Here is a 24,035-nt window from a genome sequence, read left to right on the forward strand (position 1 = left end):
AAAACTCCTTATGCCATACCAACGTTACGAACCAATTCCGCAGTACGCGTCGCGTAACCCATTTCGTTATCGTACCAAGCGTAAATCTTCACCATACGAGAGCCCACAACCATGGTTGATTGCGCGTCGACGATCGTTGAACGTTGGTCGCCTTTGTAATCGATAGAAACTAATGGACGCTCTTCGAAGCCAAGGATGCCTTTTAGCTCGCCTTCAGAAGCTTCTTTCAGTAGTGCGTTAACCTCTTCAGCCGTAGTATCACGTTTCACATCGAAAATAATGTCTGTAAGTGAGGCGTTTGCTAAAGGGACACGAACCGCGTGACCGTTAATCTTGTCTTTTAGGTCTGGGAAAATTTCCACAATTGCAGTCGCACTGCCCGTTGTGGTTGGGATCAGGCTCATACCACATGCACGTGCACGACGCAGGTCTTTGTGCGGCGCATCCAGAATCGTTTGTGTGTTGGTTAAATCGTGAATCGTTGTGAATGATGACTGTTCAATGCCCAGTTTCTCATGAATCACTTTCACGACTGGTGCAATACAGTTGGTTGTACAAGACGCTGCAGTTACGATGCGGTGCTGCGCTGGGTCGAAGATGTGGTCGTTAACACCCACTACGATGTTTGCAACGCCTTCTTCTTTCACTGGTGCGCTAACAACAACACGCTTTACGCCTTGTTCTAGGTATTTGTTTAGGAATGAGGTTTTGCGATGAACGCCCGTTGCTTCAATCACAACATCACATTGACCCCAGTTCACAGCGTCGATATCGCGTTCTTGTGAAGTCGTGATGCGCTTACCATTGATCACCATGTCTGTGCCTTCAACTTGCACTGCATGATTCCAACGACCTTGAACTGAATCGAACTCAAGTAAGTGGCCAAGCGTCGCTGCATCACCCGCTACATCGTTGATGTGCACAAACTCTAGCTCTGGCCAATCAAACGCAGCACGCAGTGCCAAGCGACCAATTCGACCGAAACCGTTAATACCTACTTTAATCGTCATAATCTTCTACCTTTTCAAACCTATAAACTGGTAACGCTTACTACTAGCAGCAAGCCGCACGAGTTTTATCGTGCAATCGTGAAATATCGTCTTGGTACTCTTGTTTTAAGCAGTTCGAAGCGACCAAGTCATCAATCAATTTTTGCATCCATCCTGGTAACTGTTGGGACAATTGATAGAACACCCACTGTCCCTGGCGTCTATCTACCAAAATGCCATTCGACCTTAACAGAGCTAAATGACGAGAAATCTTTGGCTGACTTTCTTGTAGCGCATAGGCTAGATCACCAACGCAGGTTTCCCCTTCGCGCACAACAAGCATTAAGCAGCGCACACGAGTTTCATCGGAAAGAAGTTTGAAGAATTGATGCGGAAGCATTGTTACATACCTATATATGGATATACGTATATACTTATTTAAAACTAGGATGCCGTCAAGCGATCGCGCTCGACTGTAATAAAAGTTTAATATTTGATCGGATTATGCGCCAACGAAAGTCTGGCTCAAGCGCACCGCTTCACCAAGCTGAGACTTAACATCGTCAAAGGAGAGCCCAAGCTGTTGAGAGAATTTTTCCACACCATTCCAGTCAGCACGTTCGTAACACTCTTCTAGGGCAATGAGTGCTCCATAAGCGCCTTCTCGATGCAAAAGCGCTTGTTTTAAAGCGGGGCTAAGTGGTAGCTGCTCTACAAGAGAATCTACTGATAAATCGAGCATGGCATCAAGAATTGACAATAGCCCGACCATAAAGCCTTGTTCATTGAGGTGTGAAAATGGCTGGTAGCTAGACATCAACTGGCAAAATTGCGCACGTTGTAAAGACAGATTGTACAACTCTCTGGGTTTGTTACTCGAGATATAAGATGCCACCACCAACGAGACAAACATCTTAAGCTTCTCTTGCCCCAAATAAATCAATGCTTGGCGAAAAGAGGTAATAGCGACCTCAAGATTGCTTGATTGTGTATTTACAAAGCGCAGCAACTTGTACGACAACGCGACATCTTGAGTAATGATACTTTCAATCCGATCAAAATCAGGATCTGGTACACATACTTCACGAAACAGCTTCAGGGCAAGAACCTGCTCAGGACTGACGTACTTTGTTTGGGATATTAGTGGCTGACTAAAAAAGTACCCTTGGAAAAACTTAAAGCCAGCCTCTTTAGTCGCTTCAAATTCTTCTTCAGTTTCAACTCGCTCTGCAAGAAAGTGGTACTTAACTCTTTTATCTAAATGACTTTTGACTAACTCGCATGCCTTATCTAAGCCCATAGCCATAATGTCGAGTTTCACGATATGGACGTAAGGCAAAAATCGACGCCACTCCTGAGTCAACGTAAAGTCATCTAGAGCAATTAAATAACCTTCTCGATAGAACTCTCGAATTGCATCTAGAAGGTCATCAGTTGGACGACATGTCTCCAGCACCTCAATAACAATTTTGTTTTTGGGTAAGCTGCGAGGCAATCTGCGCACCAAGCTTTGATGAGGAAAATTGATAAAGCAGCGTGATGAAGCAATAACAGGGTTAGTGCCGACAGAAAGAAAGTTCTCGACGATAAGTCGGTATGTCGCTCGATTTGAATCTATATGAGCAGGGTAAGCATTGCGCTCACCATCACGGAATAACAATTCATAGCCCAGCGTTTGTCTTTTACGGTTAAAGATTGGCTGGCGAGCGACATACGTAGTATTCATGCTAAAGGACAACTCTTCTGGTAGCTTATGACTTCGCAGCCGCTAATAATGCACCACATCCCATAAACATTGAACCGAATACTTTGTTTATTTTGCCCATGATCTTATCTGAACGAATAAAACGTCCCATTTGTGCGGCCAAACTGGTGTAGCCCAGCATCACACATGCATCAATAACGACAGTCGTCACCCCCAAGACAAGCAGTTGGGTTAGCTGATCTTTTGCTGGGTCAATAAACTGTGGAAACAGCGCCACTAAGAACACAATAGATTTAGGGTTAGTCAGGTTGATAAGAATGGCTTTGTACAATAATGACTTACCTGACATTGTTTTATGAGTCTCTGGTGTTACCAAACTAGACGTATCACGCCATTTTTGAATACCAAGCCACACAAGGTAAGCTGCACCCACCCACTTAATAACGGCAAATGCGGTTGCCGATTGCGCGACCAAAGCACCAATACCTGCACCAACCAGAGCAATATGAATTGCCAGGCCGATCTGTAAACCAACAATAGCGCCCAGAGACTTGCGCGTGCCGTAACTCAAACCATTGCTGATTGAGTTGACGGTACCAGATCCCGGAGCCAGACTAAAAACGATTGCTGTTACCACATAGGCTAACCAAACATGGGTATCCATTGCATTTCCTCAATAATTCTTCGATGATACATCGCGTAAACAACGTATCTTCAGGTAATCGACTAATGGCTATTAACCATTCACCTTTGACTTATACTCAAGAGACCTTATTTGAGCAAGCAATAGGTGGTCCGATCGCAGCACTTTGGCAAGAACGCCAAGAAGGCTTTGTAAAAGGGACAGAAAAAAAGAACATCTACTGGTGCAAACTCACCAAACCTGAGCACACAAAAGCCGTGCTGATCGTCAACGGTCGCATTGAAGCTTCCTGGAAATACCAAGAACTGTTCTACGACCTGTATCGACAAGGTTATGACGTGTATTCGTTTGACCACCGAGGACAAGGTTTATCAGAACGACTCGTCTCAGACTCAGACATGGGTCACGTCTATGACTTTAATGACTACATTGAAGATATGGAATTGGTGCTACAGCAGCTTGATTTAAGCGGATATCAGCAGCGTTTTATCATTTCTCACTCAATGGGCGGTGCAATTGCGACGCGTTATTTGCAAACCCACCCAAATCATAACTTTGATGGTTTAATCCTGAGTGCGCCGATGTTTGGTATCAACTTACCTTGGTATCTCAGTCCTATCGCGATTCCGGTCACGCAAATCCTTGCGGCGGTATCCCCACAGCCAAGCTACGCACCGGGTCATAAGGAATACTATCCAAAACCGTTTGAAGATAACCCACTCAGCCAAAGCTACGATCGCTACCATTGGTTCCGTGGTTTATACCGCGATAAACCAGAGCTACAAGTGGGCGGCCCTAGTACACGTTGGGTATGGCAAGGCTTGATGGCAGCAAAGCAGTGTATTTTGCTGACCCGGCAAATTAAAGTTCCGGTTTTATTACTCCAACCTGGTAATGATCGTATCGTGAGTAATGCCGCTCAGCAGCGCTTTATCGACAAGCTGAGTAAGACTAATCCTAATGTGAGCCTAGTTTCGATAGCTGGCGCAGAGCACGAAATCTTATTCGAAAAAGATCAGTATCGTAACCCAGCGTTGGATGCCGTCTTTGCCTTCATGCGCGAGCACAGCCAATAAAAACAGATTAAAGAGGAAATACGAGCTCATCGATTTACCCTCTTTTTTTTCCTTATTTTGGCGTAGACTTCCCCATGTTCCCCCGCACGCGGAGCAGTATGACCTAGTCAATCTGCTGCGCTCCGTGTGCAATCAACCTGTTCTACTCTATCCGAACCGTTTACGAGGGCTTCATGAGCACATCGCTACCTTGCAAAGAGATCACTAAAATCGTTGCCTCAGATCTGGATGGCACTTTACTCGCACCTAACCACCAGCTAAGCGCTTACTCGAAAGAGACACTCAAAGCGCTACATGAGCAAGGCTACACATTTGTCTTTGCAACGGGTCGCCACCACGTAGACGTCGCAAGCATTCGTCGCACGGTAGGTATTCCGGCTTACATGATTACTTCGAATGGTGCACGTGTGCACGACCAAAATGATCAAGAGATGTACAGCCAGAACGTACCAGAGGATTTGGTTCAGCCAGTGATCGACACGATCAAAACGGATCCTGAAATACTTATCCACATGTACCAAAACGACGACTGGTTGCTGAACAAAGATGACGAACAACTGCGTGATTTCCACGAAGAGTTCACTTACAAATTGTACGATGAAGACAACGCACCTACAGACGGCATTGCAAAAATCTTCTTCACCCACCCTTCGCAAGACCACGACCATCTGGTGACTTTCGAAACCAAACTGCGCGAACAATTTGGTGACCGATTGAACATCGCTTTCTCAACACCTTGGTGCTTGGAAGTGATGAGCGCTGGCGTTTCTAAAGGTGATGCCCTGAAGGCAGTCGCAGAGTCTATTGGTCTAACACTGGAAAACACCATCGCGTTTGGTGACGGCATGAACGACGTAGAAATGCTATCGATGGCGGGTAAAGGTTTGGTCATGGGCACCTCTCACGAGAAAGTGATGAAAGCACTACCAAACAATGAAGTGATCGGCAGCAACGCCGACGATGCAGTTGCACACTACCTGCAAGATCATCTGCTATAACCTGTATTAGTTATCAACAACTGGTTATCGACAAAATCACAAAGGGCTGCACCATGCAGCCCTTTTTCTTTTATCGCTGACTCGGCAACTTCTCTTTGCCGAGGATTGCTTGCCACTCTTCTTCGCTCACCGGCATGATCGATAAGCGATTGCCGCGTTTCACTAATGGCATGTTTTCTAGCTCTGGCATCGCTTTCATGACCGACAACGGAATTAAGCGCTCAGTCTTACGCACAAACTCAATATCCACCATTATCCAACGCGGATTTTCTGGGTCAGATTTCGGGTCGTAATAATCACTCTCTAGGTCAAACTGAAAATAATCGGTATACGCTTCACGAGTCACTTTGGCAATACCTGCCACACCCACATTCTTACAAGAGGAATGGTAAATCAGTACCAAGTCGCCCAATTTGACTTGGTCACGCATCATATTACGCGCCTGATAATTACGAACTCCCTCCCAACATGAAACCTTTTGGGTTCGGAGCGTGTCAATAGAAAAGGTATCTGGTTCTGTTTTAAATAACCAATATGCCATAATGCCATCCGATGCAAATTGAGTAATGAGGAAGATATAACATGAAGGCTTTGAAAAACCCAGTGGCATTAGCCACACTGCTGGTCCTGCAAGCATGTAGCATGCAGCCGCAGCAGTCCGATGCAGACACACCAACCACTCCACCTGCATCCCTAGATAAGCCGGAAACCATCTTACCTCAAACCTTCATGTTGCGTGGCGAAGTGGTGATTGGACACGAAAGCCAATACATCACACCTTGTGGCAGTGATAAACAATACTGGCTGCAACTGTCACCACAACAAGTTCAGCGTGCAGTAGCAATCACCAATGAACCTTATCAAACCATGTATGGTGAAGTGATTGGTCATCTCAATCCACCGGGCGTCGACGGATTTTCTGCAGATTTCGATGCTAACTTTGTGGTTGAGCAAGTGAACTTCCTCACTACCGAAAATCCGCATCACTGCAAACAAACCAGCAAACCAACTCGCATCTTCGGTAATGAACCTTCGTGGGCGGCAACTTTTGAAGGCGGCGCACTTAAGTTCCAGCAAATGGGCAAGTCGACACAAACGATCGAGATCGACAGCAGTAAACTGCAACCTCGCCAACGTACTTACCAACTTGATAACGGCGAGTTGCGCATGACCGAGAATTTGTGTTCTGACACCATGAGTGACTCCCTTTACGGTTGGAAGGCGACACTAGAGCATGGCGATAAAACCTACCAAGGCTGTGGCATGACCGCCAACGTAGATTCAACATTGGAGTGGGTGAATACTTACGTCGCGACATCGACCCAATCGCAAGGCTTCGAAGTGCAGATGACACTGAACAGCGACCACAGTGCCATCACCAAATACAGCTACTCAGACGGCCAGCCACCATTGGTTGAGCGCGGCTACTGGCAACAACTGAGTCCATCGCAAGTCCAAGTGGTGATGACCCATCATCAACGGCAGCGACTCGTTTCTGAGCGCTTGTTTATGCGAGATGGTAATCAACTAAAAGCAACACAAGAAAAAGTGGGGAATGTCGTTTACCCTATCGCCGATGGCGGTTTAGTGCTATACCCAGCAACCGTGCGTAACTCAGGCACAGAGCAACCAGCAGCCGAGCGCAACAACGATCCAATTGGCGCTGCTGATGTTCCTTCTAGTGCGGACTTCAACTCAAAGGTGGACGCTGCGGTACGTAACTACTTCTTCATTCACCAAACCAACCCAAGTAACAACCAATACCGTTGGCTAACTTACGATCTGAATGGCGATGGGGATGAAGAATTGCTGGTGCAACTTGATTGGTGTGGTTCTGGCGGTTGTACTCTGCTGGTATTCGAAAACCACGAGAAAGAGTGGCGTTTCAACAGCCGTATGACGTTAGTGCAAAGTCCAATCATGCTTGGTCAACAAACCTCACACGGTTGGCGAGACCTGATTTTTAATGTCGGTGGTGGCGGCACAACACCTGGGCAACACGTGATGCAATACACTGGCGTAAGTTACCCAATCAACCCAAGCTTGGCACCAAAAGCGAGCAAAGAACAAGTCAGCGGCGTGCGTCTATTCTCAGATGGCATCAGCCCTGTTCGTGATGGAGTGCGCTTGTAATGGCGCAGCCTTGTCCACATTGTGACTTCCAGTTCAACTGCATCTGTTCACTGCTGCCGAAGTTAAGCAGTGAACACTCGCTGATGCTGTTAATGCACCCTAATGAACTGGCGCGAGACACCAACACTGGCAAACTACTCACCCAGTGCCAACTGAATGTCACTCAAGTCGTTTGGGATCGTAAAGCGCCACCAGCGGAGTTGTTAGAAACGCTTGCCAATCCAAGCCTGCTGCCGGTATTGCTATTCCCAAGTGAAGAGAGCCTGACGCTTGAACAAGTGCAGCAACAAAGTAACGAGCAAAGCAGACGACCGCTGTACATCATTGTTGATGCAACCTGGCAAGAGGCGCGCAAAATGATCAATAAAAGCCGATGGCTAGAGGGTATCGCGATGATGGGCTTAGCCACTCAAGCCGATTCCCAGTATCAACTGCGTCGCAATCAACAACAAGGCAACTTATGTACCTTTGAAGTTGCTGCTCAATTGCTCGGACAACTTGGTGAAGAGCAAAACCAGCAACAGATGCTGAACTTCTTCGAGCAATACCTCCCTCGTTTCCAAGCCGAGAAAAGTGGTCACGAGCTCAAAACCTAACGCTGTTAAGAATCAAAAAACGCAGCTTTAATGCTGCGTTTTTTATTCGATGCTGTTTCACGTGAAACAAGGTGTTAGCCTCAGAACAAACGCGTTGGTTCTCCCAAGTAATAGCCTTGCAGATAGTCCACTCCCATATCCTGAGCAATATTACAAACTTCCTCGTTGTGCACGAACTCCGCTACGGTTTGAGCATTAAACACCTGACACAGACGCACTAACTGCGAGGCAATCTTGCGCTGTTTCGGATCCTTATCAATATTCTTGATTAAGCTCCCATCAATCTTAATCACTTCCGGTTCCAGCTTAAGAATTTCATCAATATTGGAATACCCTGAACCAAAGTCATCAACAATAATGCGCGCTCCAAGCTTTCTAAAGTGGCTACATACTTCAATCATTCGCCCATAATCTTTGATCTGTTCTGACTCCAATACCTCTAAACCTAAACGCCGAGGGTCGTTGAGCTTTAATATCGAACGCTCAAGTACTGCTAACGTTTTGTCACTGAAAAAGTCTTGAGGCGATAAGTTAATGGAGAAGTCACCCTCTTTGTCCTGCATATAACCCAACGTATTCCTGATCATATGACGACTCAATCGGGTGTAAAGGTGAGTATCGGTAATGATCGGGAGGAATCGTCCCGGAGGAATAATAGAACCATCTTCCTCAACAATTCTGACTAGACACTCTTGGCTTGCAGGGCGATGACTATAGGCATGAACAATGGGCTGACTGTAAGTGACAATATTCTGTTGCAGTATGGCTCGACTCACACAGCTCAGCCAACCAAGCTGCTCTTTTCGCACATCTTCATTTACCTCTACATCCTTGGCATTACATATGTGCGTATTATTTCTTACCCCAGCTCGGCGGGCTTCTATCGCTTTCAATAGCAGCTCATCTGGCGTGGCATTAGGGAAATCTCTTCGGCTGACCAAACCGCCACATAGTGAGACGGTGAGATAATCAATATTAAACAAACCACGCGGCTCAAAGTTTGTCTGTTCAATCGCATCAGCAAAGCGAGTGAAATGCTGCTTAATAACCTCACTGCTAGCATCAGCTTTAAACACAAATGCCCACTCACCCACGCCTATGCTGTACAGCTGCAAGGCAGCGGGTTTACCCAAGCGTTTACGTAGGCGGTTACTAAAATGAAGAGATAAGTCATTAAGTAGTTGGTCACCCACTCGATAACCATACTTTTCGTTGATGTGGCTAAAATTGAGCAGCTTTAACGTCAAAAGGTGCTCTTCGTCATCCAAGTCATTCAACGCTTCTTGCAAAGCAACACGGTTTTTTAAGCCTGTTCGAGTATCATGCCTAAAACTCTCGTGTAACTTCCTAGCCTGCCTCTCAAGTTGATACTCCATATGAGTATTCATTTCATTGAGATCGCTAATCGCATTTCTAATTAAACTAAACAAAGGAGAGATGGAACTACTCACTTCATCACCAAGCACACTCAATGAGGCGACCTCATCTCCTTCTCGCAGTGCTAGGTAGGTCAAACTATGGTGCAATATTTCTTGTTGGCCATTATTTCGATGCAGCTCACCCATACAATAACTGCCTAGCGTTGGGGCAATATCGGCGAAAGCTTTGACCTCCGAGCTTCCATCAATAAAGTCTAGTCGTGACGCACAATTGTAAATCATCACCGACTCTGGCTGATGCATCATCAGCTCAAGGACACCATGCTTTACCTGCTCAAGAGTCAATGATGGGTGGTTGTAACAAAACTGAACTTCATCCCCAACACACCAAGACTTATCAAACGTCATACTGCCATCAGAATGAATTTCTACGACTGCACAAACCTCTTTCTTACCCACAGACTCTCGATACAAAGGGAAATTAATTAATTGACCAAACGTCAATTCACGCCCATCCGAAAGGTATCGCTTATACACATCGTAAGCCGTTTTGTTTCCCAGTTTAAACAGCCGGTTCCCTTTTGCTTCCGTCACCTGGTGAGGCATGCCGACGGGGTTCCACTCCGAATAGGCATTAGTCCACGTTTTTAGTGTATTGCTATGCATAGCAACCGCGACAGCGGCGTGTTCATAACACTGAGTTTGAAATAGAACCCAGCAACCACCTTCATTGGCTTGTGCTAACCCTCCTGATACTGGAGGCCCATCAGAACAAAAGCCTCGATAAATAGGATAATCACGACGTTCCACTTGAACAGAAAAGCTGATAATGGCTTTCGAGTTATCACGCAAAGCAAGTGATTGCTTTAAATCGTAGCCATCGATATCAGGAGAGAAAGAGTAGGTTTGAACAGCAGAGGTAAGAGTTGTGTCTACCAACTCGCTCACAATCAGCAAACTACCATCGGTAAATATATCGCCTGAATAAATCAATGTTCGGGCACTGTGACCAATAACATGCGCATGAGGTACAACTTCCAACAAACATTGAGCAAAACTGGTCGCTTCTTCTCGCGATTGCGTAGAGAGTAGCTGCACCAAGTACTGCTTGCTTGTTTGCCACGAAATTGTGCCTAAAAAATCATTGAGCTGATTCTGGTCATGAATCAACTGAGAATAAGTTCGCATGTATTGAAATGATACCCTATCGCTTATCGTCCTTTAGTATTAGTGCAAGGACATTTTTACTGTTAGCTTAGTAATTTACGTGGGTTTATAGGGCTTGACCAGACTAATGTTAAAGACTCAATACATTAATGCGATTGTCGTTACAAAAGTGTGAGCAAGTGTTGTAAGCAACTGATTTCGACATCGGGCAACGCACGACTTTGAGGCTGTTTAATGACATTTTTATTCATATTATTGAACCAACATGCGGCAAAGCCCGACAGTTTCGCACCTTGAACATCCGTCACCAAATGGTCGCCGACATGAAGAATACACTCTCTTGGTAGCGCCAAAAACTGCTGCGCTTTAGTGAACATATCGGGTGCGGGTTTCGCACTGCCATCCGGCCCTGCTTTCAGTACTTGCTGAAAATATGGTGTTAGTCCAATTCTGTCCAAATCCACATTACCATTGGTGATGGCCACCAGCGGGATGGCTTGCGCTAATTCGGCAAGCACATCGAGGCTTTGCTGTGGAACCTCAAAACGGTTGCGCCAATCCAAAGCGACATCGACTGCTGCTTGTGCGGCGGCGTGTGCGGCTACGTCATCATAACCAACTTGGGAGAAGGCTTGCTTAAGTTGCATTAAACGCCACAAAGTGACGTCACTCTTCAGCTCAGGCTGTTGCGCAGCGACACGTTGCTTGAGTGACAACCAATCGGTTTTGTCCATATGAGCAACCGCCGGATGATGATGTTTAAGCCAAGAGAGCAACTCACGTTCCATGCGAACTATCACTGGATAGTTGTCATAGAGGGTGTCATCAAGGTCAAACGTCATCGCCTTTACAGGCGCAATACGGCGGTAGAATTTCATGGTTTTCCTTGGGGTTAGTCGGACTTGTCGTCGCTTCTCTTACGTGCTCTGGGGTGAGCTTGATCGTAGGCCTGCGCTAAATGTTGGAAATCCAAGTGGGTGTAGATTTGGGTCGTTGAAATGTTTTCGTGCCCCAACAGTTCTTGTACCGCACGCAAGTTATTGCTCGATTCCAACATATGGGTCGCAAATGAGTGACGCAATTTGTGCGGACTGATGTGGCTCGCGACGGACTGCTTTTGGCCCCATTCTGCCATGCGCTTTTGCACGCTACGGTGTGAGATACGCGTACCTAGCTTGGAAACAAATAATGCAGGCTCTCCCGATGCGGCTAAATCACCACGAACACGCAACCACTTCCCAACCCATTCGGTTGCCATACCAGAGAACGGTACTTTACGCTCTTTATCACCTTTACCTATGACTCGCAGTTCACCGCTTCTTAGGTGAACATCACGAACATCAATACTGACCAGTTCAGCCAAACGCAAACCAGCACCGTACATCAGCTCCATCATCGCGCGATCACGCACCGCTAACGGATCATCTTCGCTAACTTCAAGCAGTTGATTAACTTCATCTACATCGAGGTTTTTCGGCAGTGGGCGTTTCTTACGCGGCGCCGATACCCCTTTGGCAGGGTTAGCTGACATTTCTCCACGTAGGATCAGGAAATCAAAAAAGCTGCGTAGAGAAGATAGGCGCGTCGCTAAGCTGCTAGCTTTCATGCCTTCACGCATGCCTTTACCTGCCAATTGACGCACCCAACCCGCATCGACTTGCGACCAATCTTTCAAACCCATCTCAGCCAAGTGGTGAGCCATGGTTTCCAATTGCTGCTTGTAGTTTCGTTGGGTGTGTAAGCTAAGCCCCTTTTCGCTTCTTAGGAACTCATAGAAGCGTTCAAGAGGCTTTATTAGGCTAGTTGGCAGAGGAGTGTTGGGAGTTATCGTCATGGTGACTTTGCCATACCAATGTTTGAGCGAGATGTGCCACTACTAAGGATAGATGACGCAAAAACAGAGTGTCCATATCTGGTTGGAAGTGACCGCCCTCCTCGCTAGAAAATGCTAAAACGCCAAGCGTCTGCTTTTTCACAAGCGGTAACACCACATAGGAACCCATTTCTGGAACATCCATATTCCCAAACAAAGCTTCACGATCCACCTTACGCAAGCGACCCAAGTATGCCTCTTTGCCATTTAGGTGGTTGGTTGCAAAGCGTTGGTAATTTTCCTTGCTAAGTTGAGTCGATGCATCGCACTGACTCAACAAACGAACATAAGCTCTCAAACCAAGTTCTTTGGCTTTCAGTTCGATAGCTTTGACTACTTGCTTAAAGTCACCACACTTTAGGATTTGTCCTTGCAGGTCCATGAACTCGTAGAAAGTACGATCATTATTCGCCGCCAATGACATCAGTGTCGTGATCTCTTCTTCCAGCTCTTCAATACGTTGGCGCTGGCGATTCATTTGAATGTGAACCAAGGAGACCGTGCCGAGATCTGCATGCGGCATTGATAAACGGTCGATCAGTTCGGGACGCTGAGCGAAAAAGTCGGGATGGTCTTTCAGATACTGAGCGACGACTTCAGCTGTCAACGCATCCGCTTCTACTTCTGACATTTGGTTTTCTTGTTCTTCAACTAGCACGACAACTGACCATCAAATACGTGAGTTGCTGGCCCTGTCATAAACAGCGGTTTACCCGGACCTTGCCAAGAAATACGTAGGTCACCACCCGGAAGAGAGACTTTCACATTCTCGTCCAGTAGACCTTGCAGAATGCCTACCGCAACTGCGCCACATGCACCGCTGCCACAAGCTTGTGTTTCACCGGCACCACGTTCAAACACACGTAAACGGATGTGATTGCGATCTACGACCTGCATAAAGCCTGCGTTCACTCGCTCAGGGAAGCGTTCATGCGATTCAAGCAATGGACCAAGAACTTCCACATCAGCCGTATCAACATCATCTACCACGGTAACTACATGAGGGTTACCCATGCTCACTGCACCGCAGAACAGGGTCTTATCACCAGCACGCATGATGTAGGTTTTCTCTTTCTGTTTAGCTTTGAAAGGAATCTTATTCGGTTCAAACTCGGGCACACCCATGTTAACCGTCACATCACCATCATCTTCGACATCAAGAATCATCTTACCTTTCTTGGTGCTAACACTGACGCTGTACTTATTAGTTAGTCCTTTCAAACGCACAAAACGCGCGAAACAGCGAGCGCCATTACCACACTGCTCAACTTCGCTGCCATCCGCATTAAAAATACGGTAGTGGAAGTCAGTTTCTGGGTCATATGGCGCTTCAACCACGAGCAGTTGATCGAAACCAACCCCCGTGTGTCGATCCGCCAAACGACGAATCAAATCTTGCGAGAAAAACACGTTCTGGGTAATGCAGTCGACGACCATAAAGTCGTTGCCCAAACCGTGCATTTTGGAAAAGTGGAAATGCATTTGTTGTGTGTTACTCCGGTAGAATCTGTTCCAGCTGCCACAAACTGGTCAGCTCCTCACGCTGGCGAACAAGGTGGCTTTGTTTACCATCCACCATTACTTCCGCTGCTCGGGTACGAGTATTGTAGTTCGAAGACATCACAAAGCCATAGGCGCCTGCAGAGCGAACCGCGAGTAGATCACCTTCTTGCAGTATTAGTGCTCGATCTTTGCCCAAGAAGTCACCCGTTTCACAGATCGGGCCTACTAAGTCGTAAGTCTGAGCTTCACCTTCACGTGGTGCGACTGGGACAATATCTTGCCACGCTTGGTATAGTGCCGGACGCATCAAGTCGTTCATTGCTGCATCGATAATCGCAAAGTTCTTGTGCTCTGTGTGTTTGAGAAACTCCACACGTGTGAGCAAGACCCCTGCGTTGGCAGCAATCGCACGACCAGGTTCAAAAATCAGTTCAAGATCTTGATGATTCTCAAGACGACCTAGTAGTGCTTTTGCGTAGTCTGAAGGCTGTGGCGGCAATTCATCACGATATACCACGCCTAGACCACCACCTACATCTAGGTGACGAATGTTGATACCTTGTGTTTTCAAGTCATCAATCAGTGCTAATAGACGGTCTGTTGCATCAATAAAAGGTTCAATCTCAGTCAGTTGAGAACCAATATGACAGTCAATACCTTGTACATTTAGGTTTGGTAAGCTCTGGGCGAATTGATAAACCGCCGGAGCACGATCAAAAGCGATACCAAATTTGTTATCACGCAGACCAGTCGAAATGTAAGGGTGCGTTTTTGCGTCTACGTCAGGGTTAATTCGTAGAGAAATCGGTGCAACCACACCTAGCTCACCCGCAACTTTGTTCAAGCGCTCAAGCTCAGGTTCTGATTCCACGTTGAAGCATTTAATGCCCAGCTCCAGTGCGCGTTTCATCTCTGCTGGCGTTTTACCAACACCCGAGAACACCACCTTCTTCGCATCACCGCCTGCCGCGATAACACGCTCAAGCTCACCACCCGATACAATATCAAAGCCTGAACCCAAACGAGCCAATGCATTCAATACGCCAAGGTTAGAGTTTGCTTTTACTGCGTAACAAACAAGATGAGGATGCTGACCCACAGCGCTATCAAACGCATTCCAGTGACGCTCCAGCGTCGCACGTGAGTAAACATAAAGAGGAGTGCCATGTTGCTCGGCAAGTGCTTGGAGTGAGACGTCTTCGGCCCAAAGCTGGCCATCATCCTGATAGTTGAAGTAATCCAAAATTCGCTTCCCTTAATTAATTCGACTGCTAAACCCTAAATGTATGATGCTATAAATTCGTTATTGTGATTGCTCATTCTTCTGAGCATCATCTGGAATGTAAAGGTCTCCCGACTGCCCACAACCGGCTAAGGTCGCAGCCATCATCACAAACAACACAGTAAGTAGTTTTTTCATTTCGCATATCGTGATTATTGATTCAATGCCCCCTATAATCGCACCACACTCAGGAAAAGCAATAGGATAGACGGATGAACGATACTGAATTTCATCAACTGGTGGATGCGCAGATGCAAATCATCGAAGAATCCATCGATGAATCAGGCGCAGACATTGATTACGAAGTGTCTGGTAATGTAATGACATTGGAGTTTGAAGACCGTAGCCAAATCATCATTAACCGCCAAGAGCCAATGCATGAGATTTGGTTAGCATCGAAGTCGGGTGGCTTCCACTTCAAGCTTATCGATAACAAATGGACCTGCTCTAAGACGGGCATGGAACTATTTGCAATGGTAAAAGAAGAGTGTGAAAAGCACGCTGGTGAAGCGATAGATTGGGTATAAGCCAATAGTATTCTAGTAAGCCAGAAATAAAAAAGAGCACCCTGTGCTCTTTTTCATTTTTACACGTTCACCGCTTTGGTTGGGCGAGTTGGTGTACAACCATCATTGCGATAAGGGATAATGTAGGTATTCCCTTCTTCCGGATGAATGATTTGGTAGTACTGTGGCAAGTTAAAGTTAATAAACTTCGACGAGACACGACTGTCATCTTTTACCGAGGTATAGAAGCTGTTCACCGACGCAATCATTTCATCTTTCGAACCGCTAAATTGATGGTAAACCTCAACTTGGTTTGACTCATCCAATACATAGATATTGAAGCCATCGTCGGTGTCTTCAAAGAAGAACTGCACCAAACCTTCACTGGCAAAGCCATCTACCACTTCTGGCAATTGGTACTCTTGCTCACGATCCAGCATCAACAGCGGTGAGCCTTTCAACTTGTTGGTTGAAATACTGCGGTAGAAATCGACTGAGTTTTCTAACTTCTGTACCGATACGCCACGACGTTCGAAGAACAAACCATAAGTTTGATTTCCAAGGCGCATCGCTTTAAAGCGACGACGCTTCTCTTGTTCAACCGGCTTCAAACGTAAGTCAATGCACTCAGCTAATAATTGGTAAACCATATTGCGCATCACACCACGCATGTTCTTCGCGTAACAGAACACATCAACCGACTCTGGCGGGATCGCATCTTGGTGCATTTTGCCCAGAATGGTCTTCAGCGCATCCAGCATTGCGGTTTCGCCTTTGAAATGCAGTGTACGTACTTCATGCCATGAATTACGGTAAACCAAATCAACACTGCCAACTAAGTTGACTTGCTCAGGACCAAAGCTAAAGATGTCTGTATTCTTCACATCAACTTTCAGTGAACGACCGGACAATGCTGCCGTCGGGTCATTTTCGAAGTTGATGAACATTGCCATTTGGCTGATCTCACACGGGCTCGCTAATGCTTGCATGGTTGGACGACGCTTACGCAACGAGAAGGTGTTACGCAAGTCACTCACCATTTGGTAGAACTTATCAATGTCTAACTGAGCTTCACGCACCACCGCGTGTAAACGTGTCGATTCAGTAATCAAACCGTTGAAGAACGCCCAAGAAACCAGCTTGCTCAAGTATTCGTGATGCTCAAGACAAGGTTGACCAAGAATGCGGTGCGCAATCAATGGTTGCTTGTACAAGTACCAACCGGATTTGTTTACGCTGCCTTCTTTTACTTCAATAAAGCTCAAGTCGGGTTCGTGCAAATCTGGTGAGATCTGCGGGTTAAGCAAGGTAACTTTACCCGGCAACACTTCGAATGCCGCGTACAATTTACGTGCGAGGATACTGATATCTTGCGGGCTGATCGCCGAAGTAATGTCGTTACGGCGCGCAAACTGGATCAAGTTACGGTAGCTTTGCATCAAAGCATCCAGCAGTGCATGGTGCACTACTTTCACTTGCTCTACTTTCCAGTTACGGCGATCGTCGAGCTCCGCCAATACCGATGCATCCCAATCCCATTTCGCAGTCATGTCGCTCAAAGCTTCACGACGCCAAGCCACAGAGCCGACATCTGGTTCGCGAGACAGTTTTTCATGGGTTTTAAGATAGAAACAGCGGCGAACTAAATCCAAACGTGTGTCATCTTGGATTCGCTCTAGGTAACGCGTTACTTTCTCTAGCATCAAGTAGTACGCATCCATGCCGTACAAGTCAGGCTCGTGGGCAAAGAAGCGACGCTTGGTGTCGATACTAAGAAGTTGTGTGTGCGGGTATTCCCACGAGTAAGCTTCAAGCAAGATCGCTTTCAACACGGATTTGTAAGGGGAATCGATACTCTTATACAGCTGCCATAAGTTCGAGCCGAAGTACTCTTCAGCAGGAATGCGGTTAAGCTGACCAAAGTTGATCCACTCATCACAGTTGATATAGCCATCTTTACAAAGCTGTGCAACGTACTCGTCGTAACACTCTTCCATTTCTGGTGGCACGATTTGCCACAACAAACGCTGTCCAGCTAGACGTACCGCAGAACGGTAGAACTCATCCAACAATAATAAATGCTGAGAAGAACCACAGTTATCACCGGTCATCTCTTCTGAATGATTACTACGGAAACGCTCTTCATCCATCAAGAAGAAGTTCGCCTCCACACCTTGGCTTTGCGCCCAATCAGTGATCAGCAAACATTTGTTGGTAAGCAGCTCACGCTGGTCGTTATCCATCTCCGGCGAGATACACACCCAGATATCCAAATCACTTGAGGTACTTTGACCAATAGAAGAGGTACTGCCCATGGTGTATAAGCCAAGGATGGCAGATTGCTCAGCAGTTTCGAGCGGCTGACCAATCGTTAATTGAGTGTCTTCAAGGAATTGTTGCTGGAGTTGATTCAACTCAAAGCCAAATACACCATAAGGTACATCGGCATCATAATAGCCCGGAATCACAGGGTGGTTGTAGTTCAACAAGGCAGGAATCAAGTGGAATACTTGCTGGCTTTGCGAATCCATAAGCGCCAGCGCGCGATCAATACGCTGCTGGTTTAGATTATCTAATCGCTGAATAAGTTTTTGGGTGTAAGCCTGCAAGGGAAGTTCCTTGGTTGAACAATCACGAAATTTGCTGATGTTTTAAACCAAAATGGCTTAAAAACGTGATCAATTTAACACTTTCATCAGGGTTGGTAAAGATTTCCACCCGCAAATAGTTGTGGTCTAAAAACCCCACACTAGTCGCAAAAATTGATAGCGCCGTAGTGTCGCTTGTATTCGCCTATAACTAATAATAGTCCTTAGTCTAAATGAGAATCTAGTCACACTATTTTCATAACGTTGTGTAATTCCATTTATGACCCCTAGAGAAGCCTAACTAACATTAAGACTTTCACGCGTTGAGTGGTAGGATTAAGCAAAACTAAAACAGCATTGAGAAGACCATGACACAATCTACGCCAATTCGCATTGCAACACGAAAAAGCCCACTTGCCCTATGGCAAGCCTACTATGTAAAAGATGCCCTTCAAGCCGCTCATCCTGGCCTTGAAGTGGAGCTGGTTACTATGGTGACCAAAGGCGACATCATTTTGGATACGCCGCTAGCAAAAGTCGGTGGTAAAGGCTTGTTCGTTAAAGAGCTGGAAGTGGCAATGCTTGAAGGTCGCGCAGACCTTGCGGTGCACTCAATGAAAGATGTACCAGTAGACTTCCCTGAAGGTCTTGGCTTGGTGACGATTTGTGAACGTGAAGACCCACGTGATGCATTCGTATCAAACACTTACAACAACATTGATGAGCTACCGCAAGGCGCGGTTGTTGGTACTTGTAGCTTACGTCGTCAGTGTCAGTTGAAAGAATACCGCCCAGACCTGATCATCAAAGAGCTACGCGGTAATGTTGGTACGCGTCTAGGTAAGCTAGATGCAGGTGAATACGACGCGATCATTCTTGCAGCAGCAGGTCTGAAGCGCCTTGAGCTAGAAGAGCGCATTCGCAGCTTTATCGAACCAGAACAATCACTGCCAGCAGTAGGCCAAGGCGCGGTAGGCATTGAGTGCCGTGTGGATGACGAACGCCTACTAAAACTGCTTGAGCCACTAAATCACCAAGATACGGCAGATCGCGTGCGCTGTGAGCGCGCAATGAACCTCACTCTTGAGGGCGGTTGTCAGGTACCAATCGGCAGCTACTCACTGCTTGATGGCGACAACATCTGGCTTCGCGCACTGGTTGGTGAACCAGACGGTAGCCTAATTGTACGTGGTGAAATTCGTGGTCACCGCAACGATGCCGAAGCACTAGGCGTTCAACTTGCTAACGAGCTACTTGAAAACGGTGCGCGCGACATCCTAACCAAACTGTACGCAGACCACGAATAATCATGACAGTGTTGGTCACTCGTCCGGGAGAGCAAGGCATGGCGCTTTGCTCTCTGCTCGAAAGGCACGGCATAACTGCAATTCATCATCCACTGATCGACATCGTCGCCGATCTCAGCGACACACAACTCTCCAAATACATTGAAAATGCTCAAATCATCATTGCGGTAAGCCAACATGCGGTGCAATGCGCAGAGCAAATCTTGCGAAACCACGCTAAATCATGGTCTAAGCAAGCTATATACCTTGCCGTTGGTCAAAAAACCGCACACTATTTGAGCAAATGTACCCAACAAAAAGTACACTATCCACAAGTCAGTGATAGTGAGCACTTGTTGCAGCTTCCCGAATTAGACAATGTAGATAAACAAACCGTTCTTATTCTTCGCGGTAACGGTGGAAGAGAGCTGATAAAAGACGCATTGGTGAGACGTGGAGCAAAAGTTCACTATTGTGAGACTTATAAGAGAGAATTTATCCCATTCGATCCAGTAAGCTGTGTCTCACAATGGAAAACCCAGCAAATCAACCAGATCATCATCACCAGTGGTGAACAACTGGATTATTTGTGTCGCCAATTGTCGCCAGAGCAATTGGCTTGGCTTAATCAACAAGAGTTGTATATCCCCAGTCAGCGAATCGCTGACATCGCAATTCAACGGGGCTTCACTCAGGTCAGATGCACAGGAAGCGCATCCAACCAAGAATTACTGGCTGCTCTCCAGCCCTAGCTACACAGGATATAGGCATGACAAGTAAAAATAACGATCAAAAGAATAACGATAAAAACCTTTCCGAAGAAACCACATCGGCACCGCTAGCTGAAAAAGACACGCCTAAAAAGGAATCTGAATCGAGCAAAGCAGAATCAAAGCCTGCCGAACCAACCAAACCAACAGAGCCAAGCAAAGGTGAATTTGAAGAGAAGCAAGGTAAACGTGGCGTCAAGCTGGGTACCGTTGCAATCGTCTTGTCACTTATTTTTGGTGGTGGTCTGACTTACAAAATGCTCGAGCAGCAGTCTGAATACCAAACTCAGATTGCTCAGCTTCAAAACCAACTAGAGCAAGCTCAATCAGCAATGAAACAAGAGCTAAGCCAAGTAAAACAAGAGACAATTGAAAAAGCGACTACAGTCACTCACAAAGCAGAAGTGGTACTCGGTCAGCAGCAAAAGAGCATTGAAAGCCTGCAACTAGCAGTCGCTGACGTAAAAGGCCGTCGTCCAAACGACTGGTTACTAGCAGAAGCTGACTACCTAGTAAAACTCGCTGGTCGTAAGTTGTTCCTAGAGCACGATGTAGAAAGCGCGACTCAATTGATGGAAAGTGCAGACCAACGCATCGCCGCACTAAACGATCCAAGTTTAGTTGGGCTTCGTAAAGCAATGGCAAACGACATTACTAAGCTACGTGTTGTACCTTTGGTAGACCGTGATGGCTTGGTATTACGCCTCACTGCGCTACAGCAACAAGTAGATAAACTACCTCTAGCGAATGCTTTGCTACCAGAGGCGGCAGCAGTCGAGAAACAAGAAGTCTCAGAAGACATTGCTAACTGGCAAGATAACCTGATGACGTCATTGAAAGATTTCTCAGAAAACTTCATCACCTTCCGTACTCGCGATGGTAACGTGATTCCTCTATTGTCCCCACAGCAACACTTCTACTTGAAAGAAAACATCAAAGCGAAGCTAGAGACAGCAATCAAAGCGGTATACCAAGAGCAAGGTGAAATCTACACCACCTCGTTGGAAACAGCGGATAAATGGGCAATGGCATTCTTCAACCAAGACGACAACTCGGTTAAAGAATTCAACAAGACACTGAGCCAACTGAGCAAGCAAGACATTCAAGTCGAATACCCTGCGAAGCTAGAAAGCCAAAACCAACTCTCAGATGTGATTCGTGAACGCCTACGCCGTGAAGTGACCACGATGACAGGTACGGAGGATAAGTAATGGTTCGTCTTATTTTCCTATTTGTAGTTCTTGGTGCTGGCTTATTCGTTGGCACGCAGTTCTCAGGTCAGCAAGGTTATGTCCTGATTTCAATCGCGAACAAAACCATTGAGATGAGCGTAACCACGCTAGTGATCTTCGTAATTGCAGCGTTGGCAGCACTGTTCTTCCTAGAGTACGTGGTCAAGAAACTGGTTTACGCAAGCTCAAGCACCTGGAACTACTTCAGCGTGCGTAAAATGCGCCGCTCTCGTCGCTACACCAACGAAGGCATCATCAAGCTACTTGAAGGTGACTGGAAAGGTGCCGAGAAGAAAGTGACACGCTGGGCAAATCACCACGACATGCCTCTTCTATGTTACCTAGTGGCTTCAGAGGCTGCACAAGGTCAAGGTGACAAAGCCAAGCGTGACCAGTACCTAGAACTGGCAAGCCAGCAAGAGAATGCGCACCTAGCAGTAGAGCTGACTCGAGCGAAACAGTTCATTCGCGATAACGAATTCGAATCGGCATTCGATACGCTACAAGCACTGAAAGGCCAGTACGCGAATAACTCGATCGTTCTTAACCTGCTAAAAACCACTTACATGCAGCTTAAGCTATGGCAACCACTGATCGATCTGATGCCTCAGCTAACCAAAGCCAAGCTGGTAACAGAAGAAGAGCAAGCGGAACTGATTCAGAAGGCACAGTGTGGCTTACTACACGAAGTCGCCCAGCAACAAGGTAGCGAAGGACTGATCTCACACTGGAACGGTCTGCCACGCAAAGTAAAACAAGATACTCACCTCATTGCTTGCTTCGCACGAGAACTCATTTCACGTAAAGCAGATTCTGAAGCCTTCACGGTTATCAAAGAAGCACTGAAGAAACACCCAACACCTGAACTATACCGACTACTGCCTGAGCTAAATTTGTCAGACAGCCACCCTGTAGTTGTATTCTTAGAAGGTGTATTAAAGCGTGAATCGGATAATGCCGCTGCTCATAGTGCTTTAGGACACTTCCTATTCCGACAAGAAAAATGGCAAGACGCACAACAACAGTTCGAGGTTGCTCTTAAGCTCCACTCAGACGTCTCTGACTATGCTTTCCTCGCAGACACACTAGAGAAGCAAAACCTGACTAAAGCGGCTCACGAGGTCTCTCGTAAAGCACTAACGCTAGTTCAAAACAACTAAGCGATTCAGAAAGTAGAAAGCCGACAGTTTACTGTCGGCTTTTTTATTGCCTGCCATTCCTCATGCCCTTTTATCGCTTCAACTAACGACCCAAAAGTTGTGTTCCCTCTACTGACTATTCTTCATTAGAAACAATCACCAACGCCTCTGTAGTTCACTCCAAACTACAACTCTTCATCTCATCAAGAGCTACGAGAAACAACCTCAATCACTTTCTACAAAGTAGAGCGATTGAATCTGAATAGCTAGTAAGGCAACTCTACATCAATCCAACATAGCTATATTGGATTGATGTAGAGAGAATTAACCGAATGCATCAGCGACCTGACATTATGTACTCAGTTAGACAAAGAATAGCTCTATAGAGCGCTTGAATAGCGTTCTTTGTACAAGCTAACTAAAGAGTCACGGTAATCGGCAATAAGCATCAGAGGGTACGTAACGTCGCTTATACATATTTAAGGCAACAGTGAATAGAAACGCTCTTCTGTTAACAGAAACACTGAGCCGATAGAGATAGGAAGGGTAAGGGACAGGCTTAATAACTTTTAGTGGAGGACAAAGCTATGAGTTCCTATAACCCTATAAAGTGAGGATAACAGAAAGCCTCAAGGGACTGCTTATTAGGTGGAGATCAGAGGTGCTTAGTTTGGAGCAACGTCGGCTAGGAGGTTGATTCAAATCACTTCGCCGATTTGCAAGTATCAGAAACGACGAAAGCCCGTTGAATTGTCAACGGGCTTTCTATGTAGTGACAGAGAATCGGGATTTAGTAAATCCCTATCATTTCATAGCTCGTGTAGAAATGAAAAAAGCCTCGCTATTTCTAGCGAGGCTTCTTAATAGTGGCGGAGAGATAGGGATTTGAACCCTAGATACGCTATTAACGTATGCCGGTTTTCAAGACCGGTGCTTTCAACCACTCAGCCATCTCTCCACAAATTGTTACTAAAATTTAGTCTTACTTAAATAATGCTAAATTTCAGTTTTGCCTTTAGATTTGTCTAAAAGCGATATTAAAGCCTGGCGATGTCCTACTCTCACATGGGGAAGCCCCACACTACCATCGGCGCTAATTCGTTTCACTTCTGAGTTCGGAATGGAAGTCAGGTGGGTCCAAATCGCTATGGTCGCCAAGCAAATTCTTTA

22 protein-coding genes, 1 tRNA gene and 1 rRNA gene are annotated in these 24,035 nt (G+C 46.2%); 9 read left to right on the forward strand and 15 right to left on the reverse strand.

Annotated features, from left to right (window positions below):
- Nucleotides 1–8: 8 nt before the first annotated feature.
- The 4 genes from J4N37_RS15540 to rhtB form a co-directional block, all read right to left on the reverse strand.
- Nucleotides 9–1,010 (reverse strand): ArsJ-associated glyceraldehyde-3-phosphate dehydrogenase, encoded by a 1,002-nt coding sequence (locus tag J4N37_RS15540; protein WP_071236451.1) that lies wholly within the window; start codon nt 1,008–1,010, stop codon nt 9–11.
- Between the two features lie 43 nt (nt 1,011–1,053).
- Nucleotides 1,054–1,389, reverse strand: coding sequence for a metalloregulator ArsR/SmtB family transcription factor (locus J4N37_RS15545; RefSeq protein ID WP_010444511.1), 336 nt, complete (start codon nt 1,387–1,389; stop codon nt 1,054–1,056).
- Between the two features lie 102 nt (nt 1,390–1,491).
- Complete coding sequence (locus J4N37_RS15550; RefSeq protein WP_143693074.1) at nt 1,492–2,715, reverse strand: EAL and HDOD domain-containing protein; 1,224 nt, start codon at nt 2,713–2,715, stop codon at nt 1,492–1,494.
- 25 nt (nt 2,716–2,740) lie between these two features.
- Complete coding sequence (gene rhtB, locus J4N37_RS15555; RefSeq protein ID WP_088881553.1) at nt 2,741–3,358, reverse strand: homoserine/homoserine lactone efflux protein; 618 nt, start codon at nt 3,356–3,358, stop codon at nt 2,741–2,743.
- A 65-nt stretch (nt 3,359–3,423) separates the two neighbouring features.
- Between rhtB and J4N37_RS15560 the strand changes: the two genes are divergently transcribed.
- Both J4N37_RS15560 and J4N37_RS15565 read left to right on the forward strand, forming a co-directional pair.
- Nucleotides 3,424–4,413 (forward strand): alpha/beta fold hydrolase, encoded by a 990-nt coding sequence (locus J4N37_RS15560; protein ID WP_171358975.1) that lies wholly within the window; start codon nt 3,424–3,426, stop codon nt 4,411–4,413.
- A 173-nt stretch (nt 4,414–4,586) separates the two neighbouring features.
- Nucleotides 4,587–5,411, forward strand: coding sequence for a Cof-type HAD-IIB family hydrolase (locus J4N37_RS15565; protein ID WP_010444517.1), 825 nt, complete (start codon nt 4,587–4,589; stop codon nt 5,409–5,411).
- A 70-nt stretch (nt 5,412–5,481) separates the two neighbouring features.
- On the opposite strand, the gene J4N37_RS15570 is transcribed toward J4N37_RS15565, so the two are convergent.
- Nucleotides 5,482–5,952, reverse strand: coding sequence for an EVE domain-containing protein (locus J4N37_RS15570; protein WP_252041335.1), 471 nt, complete (start codon nt 5,950–5,952; stop codon nt 5,482–5,484).
- 41 nt (nt 5,953–5,993) lie between these two features.
- Here J4N37_RS15570 and J4N37_RS15575 point away from each other — a divergent pair, with 41 nt between their 5' ends.
- Together J4N37_RS15575 and J4N37_RS15580 are read left to right on the forward strand one after the other, a co-directional pair.
- Entirely contained in the window at nt 5,994–7,544 is a 1,551-nt protein-coding gene (locus J4N37_RS15575; protein WP_252041336.1) for a COG3650 family protein, read from the forward strand.
- Nucleotides 7,544–8,140, forward strand: a complete 597-nt coding sequence (locus tag J4N37_RS15580) for a tRNA-uridine aminocarboxypropyltransferase (RefSeq protein WP_010444528.1) — start codon at nt 7,544–7,546, stop codon at nt 8,138–8,140. Before J4N37_RS15575 ends, J4N37_RS15580 begins: the two co-directional genes overlap by 1 nt.
- Nucleotides 8,141–8,220: 80 nt before the next feature.
- On the opposite strand, the gene J4N37_RS15585 is transcribed toward J4N37_RS15580, so the two are convergent.
- From J4N37_RS15585 to lptM, 7 genes are all read right to left on the reverse strand, one after another.
- Nucleotides 8,221–10,707 (reverse strand): bifunctional diguanylate cyclase/phosphodiesterase, encoded by a 2,487-nt coding sequence (locus J4N37_RS15585; RefSeq protein WP_252041337.1) that lies wholly within the window; start codon nt 10,705–10,707, stop codon nt 8,221–8,223.
- A 140-nt stretch (nt 10,708–10,847) separates the two neighbouring features.
- Nucleotides 10,848–11,564: a 5-amino-6-(5-phospho-D-ribitylamino)uracil phosphatase YigB gene (gene yigB, locus J4N37_RS15590; RefSeq protein ID WP_252041338.1), complete on the reverse strand. Its 717-nt coding sequence runs from the start codon at nt 11,562–11,564 to the stop codon at nt 10,848–10,850.
- A gap of 14 nt (nt 11,565–11,578) precedes the next feature.
- Complete coding sequence (gene xerC, locus J4N37_RS15595) at nt 11,579–12,520, reverse strand: tyrosine recombinase XerC (protein ID WP_252041339.1); 942 nt, start codon at nt 12,518–12,520, stop codon at nt 11,579–11,581.
- On the reverse strand, nt 12,486–13,190 hold the full coding sequence (locus J4N37_RS15600) for a DUF484 family protein (RefSeq protein ID WP_252041340.1): 705 nt from the start codon (nt 13,188–13,190) through the stop codon (nt 12,486–12,488). The genes xerC and J4N37_RS15600 overlap by 35 nt, the downstream gene beginning before the upstream one ends.
- A 20-nt stretch (nt 13,191–13,210) precedes the next feature.
- Nucleotides 13,211–14,041: a diaminopimelate epimerase gene (gene dapF, locus J4N37_RS15605; RefSeq protein ID WP_010444534.1), complete on the reverse strand. Its 831-nt coding sequence runs from the start codon at nt 14,039–14,041 to the stop codon at nt 13,211–13,213.
- A gap of 10 nt (nt 14,042–14,051) precedes the next feature.
- The gene (lysA, locus tag J4N37_RS15610) at nt 14,052–15,305 is read right to left on the reverse strand and encodes a diaminopimelate decarboxylase (RefSeq protein WP_252041341.1); all 1,254 of its coding nucleotides are present in this window, start codon (nt 15,303–15,305) and stop codon (nt 14,052–14,054) included.
- Between the two features lie 60 nt (nt 15,306–15,365).
- Complete coding sequence (gene lptM / locus J4N37_RS25260; protein WP_010444536.1) at nt 15,366–15,482, reverse strand: LPS translocon maturation chaperone LptM; 117 nt, start codon at nt 15,480–15,482, stop codon at nt 15,366–15,368.
- Between the two features lie 74 nt (nt 15,483–15,556).
- Here lptM and cyaY point away from each other — a divergent pair, with 74 nt between their 5' ends.
- Nucleotides 15,557–15,871, forward strand: a complete 315-nt coding sequence (gene cyaY / locus J4N37_RS15620; protein WP_010444537.1) for an iron donor protein CyaY — start codon at nt 15,557–15,559, stop codon at nt 15,869–15,871.
- Nucleotides 15,872–15,930: 59 nt separating this feature from the next.
- Here the strand turns inward: cyaY and J4N37_RS15625 are convergent, their stop codons facing one another.
- The gene (locus J4N37_RS15625) at nt 15,931–18,459 is read right to left on the reverse strand and encodes a class I adenylate cyclase (RefSeq protein WP_252041342.1); all 2,529 of its coding nucleotides are present in this window, start codon (nt 18,457–18,459) and stop codon (nt 15,931–15,933) included.
- 347 nt (nt 18,460–18,806) lie between these two features.
- Between J4N37_RS15625 and hemC the strand changes: the two genes are divergently transcribed.
- Genes hemC through J4N37_RS15645 form a run of 4 tightly spaced genes read left to right on the forward strand, consistent with a single transcriptional unit; the run spans nt 18,807 to nt 22,886 of the window.
- Entirely contained in the window at nt 18,807–19,745 is a 939-nt protein-coding gene (gene hemC / locus J4N37_RS15630; RefSeq protein WP_010444539.1) for a hydroxymethylbilane synthase, read from the forward strand.
- A gap of 2 nt (nt 19,746–19,747) precedes the next feature.
- Entirely contained in the window at nt 19,748–20,476 is a 729-nt protein-coding gene (locus tag J4N37_RS15635; protein ID WP_252041343.1) for a uroporphyrinogen-III synthase, read from the forward strand.
- Between the two features lie 17 nt (nt 20,477–20,493).
- Nucleotides 20,494–21,705 carry a uroporphyrinogen-III C-methyltransferase gene (locus J4N37_RS15640; RefSeq protein ID WP_010444547.1) on the forward strand — a complete coding sequence of 404 codons (1,212 nt, stop codon included), beginning with the start codon at nt 20,494–20,496 and terminating at the stop codon, nt 21,703–21,705.
- Nucleotides 21,705–22,886: a heme biosynthesis protein HemY gene (locus J4N37_RS15645; protein ID WP_252041344.1), complete on the forward strand. Its 1,182-nt coding sequence runs from the start codon at nt 21,705–21,707 to the stop codon at nt 22,884–22,886. The genes J4N37_RS15640 and J4N37_RS15645 overlap by 1 nt, the downstream gene beginning before the upstream one ends.
- Nucleotides 22,887–23,732: 846 nt before the next feature.
- Here J4N37_RS15645 and J4N37_RS15650 read toward each other — a convergent pair.
- A tRNA-Ser gene (locus J4N37_RS15650) sits at nt 23,733–23,823 on the reverse strand.
- 84 nt (nt 23,824–23,907) lie between these two features.
- Nucleotides 23,908–24,024: ribosomal RNA gene (gene rrf, locus J4N37_RS15655) — 5S ribosomal RNA — on the reverse strand.
- Nucleotides 24,025–24,035: the final 11 nt, after the last annotated feature.

Source organism: Vibrio sp. SCSIO 43153, assembly GCF_023716625.1.
GTDB classification, from domain to species: Bacteria; Pseudomonadota; Gammaproteobacteria; order Enterobacterales; family Vibrionaceae; genus Vibrio; species Vibrio rotiferianus.

Excerpts from the sequence above, each read along its gene's own strand:
- J4N37_RS15540 (WP_071236451.1), bottom strand. The coding sequence starts at position 1,010 with ATGACGATTAAAGTAGGTATTAACGGTTTCGGTCGAATTGGTCGCTTG.
- J4N37_RS15545 (WP_010444511.1), bottom strand. The coding sequence starts at position 1,389 with ATGCTTCCGCATCAATTCTTCAAACTTCTTTCCGATGAAACTCGTGTG.
- J4N37_RS15550 (WP_143693074.1), bottom strand. The coding sequence starts at position 2,715 with ATGAATACTACGTATGTCGCTCGCCAGCCAATCTTTAACCGTAAAAGA.
- rhtB (WP_088881553.1), bottom strand. The coding sequence starts at position 3,358 with ATGGATACCCATGTTTGGTTAGCCTATGTGGTAACAGCAATCGTTTTT.
- J4N37_RS15560 (WP_171358975.1), top strand. The coding sequence starts at position 3,424 with ATGGCTATTAACCATTCACCTTTGACTTATACTCAAGAGACCTTATTT.
- J4N37_RS15565 (WP_010444517.1), top strand. The coding sequence starts at position 4,587 with ATGAGCACATCGCTACCTTGCAAAGAGATCACTAAAATCGTTGCCTCA.
- J4N37_RS15570 (WP_252041335.1), bottom strand. The coding sequence starts at position 5,952 with ATGGCATATTGGTTATTTAAAACAGAACCAGATACCTTTTCTATTGAC.
- J4N37_RS15575 (WP_252041336.1), top strand. The coding sequence starts at position 5,994 with ATGAAGGCTTTGAAAAACCCAGTGGCATTAGCCACACTGCTGGTCCTG.
- J4N37_RS15580 (WP_010444528.1), top strand. The coding sequence starts at position 7,544 with ATGGCGCAGCCTTGTCCACATTGTGACTTCCAGTTCAACTGCATCTGT.
- J4N37_RS15585 (WP_252041337.1), bottom strand. The coding sequence starts at position 10,707 with ATGCGAACTTATTCTCAGTTGATTCATGACCAGAATCAGCTCAATGAT.
- yigB (WP_252041338.1), bottom strand. The coding sequence starts at position 11,564 with ATGAAATTCTACCGCCGTATTGCGCCTGTAAAGGCGATGACGTTTGAC.
- xerC (WP_252041339.1), bottom strand. The coding sequence starts at position 12,520 with ATGACGATAACTCCCAACACTCCTCTGCCAACTAGCCTAATAAAGCCT.
- J4N37_RS15600 (WP_252041340.1), bottom strand. The coding sequence starts at position 13,190 with ATGTCAGAAGTAGAAGCGGATGCGTTGACAGCTGAAGTCGTCGCTCAG.
- dapF (WP_010444534.1), bottom strand. The coding sequence starts at position 14,041 with ATGCATTTCCACTTTTCCAAAATGCACGGTTTGGGCAACGACTTTATG.
- lptM (WP_010444536.1), bottom strand. The coding sequence starts at position 15,482 with ATGAAAAAACTACTTACTGTGTTGTTTGTGATGATGGCTGCGACCTTA.
- cyaY (WP_010444537.1), top strand. The coding sequence starts at position 15,557 with ATGAACGATACTGAATTTCATCAACTGGTGGATGCGCAGATGCAAATC.
- hemC (WP_010444539.1), top strand. The coding sequence starts at position 18,807 with ATGACACAATCTACGCCAATTCGCATTGCAACACGAAAAAGCCCACTT.
- J4N37_RS15635 (WP_252041343.1), top strand. The coding sequence starts at position 19,748 with ATGACAGTGTTGGTCACTCGTCCGGGAGAGCAAGGCATGGCGCTTTGC.
- J4N37_RS15640 (WP_010444547.1), top strand. The coding sequence starts at position 20,494 with ATGACAAGTAAAAATAACGATCAAAAGAATAACGATAAAAACCTTTCC.
- J4N37_RS15645 (WP_252041344.1), top strand. The coding sequence starts at position 21,705 with ATGGTTCGTCTTATTTTCCTATTTGTAGTTCTTGGTGCTGGCTTATTC.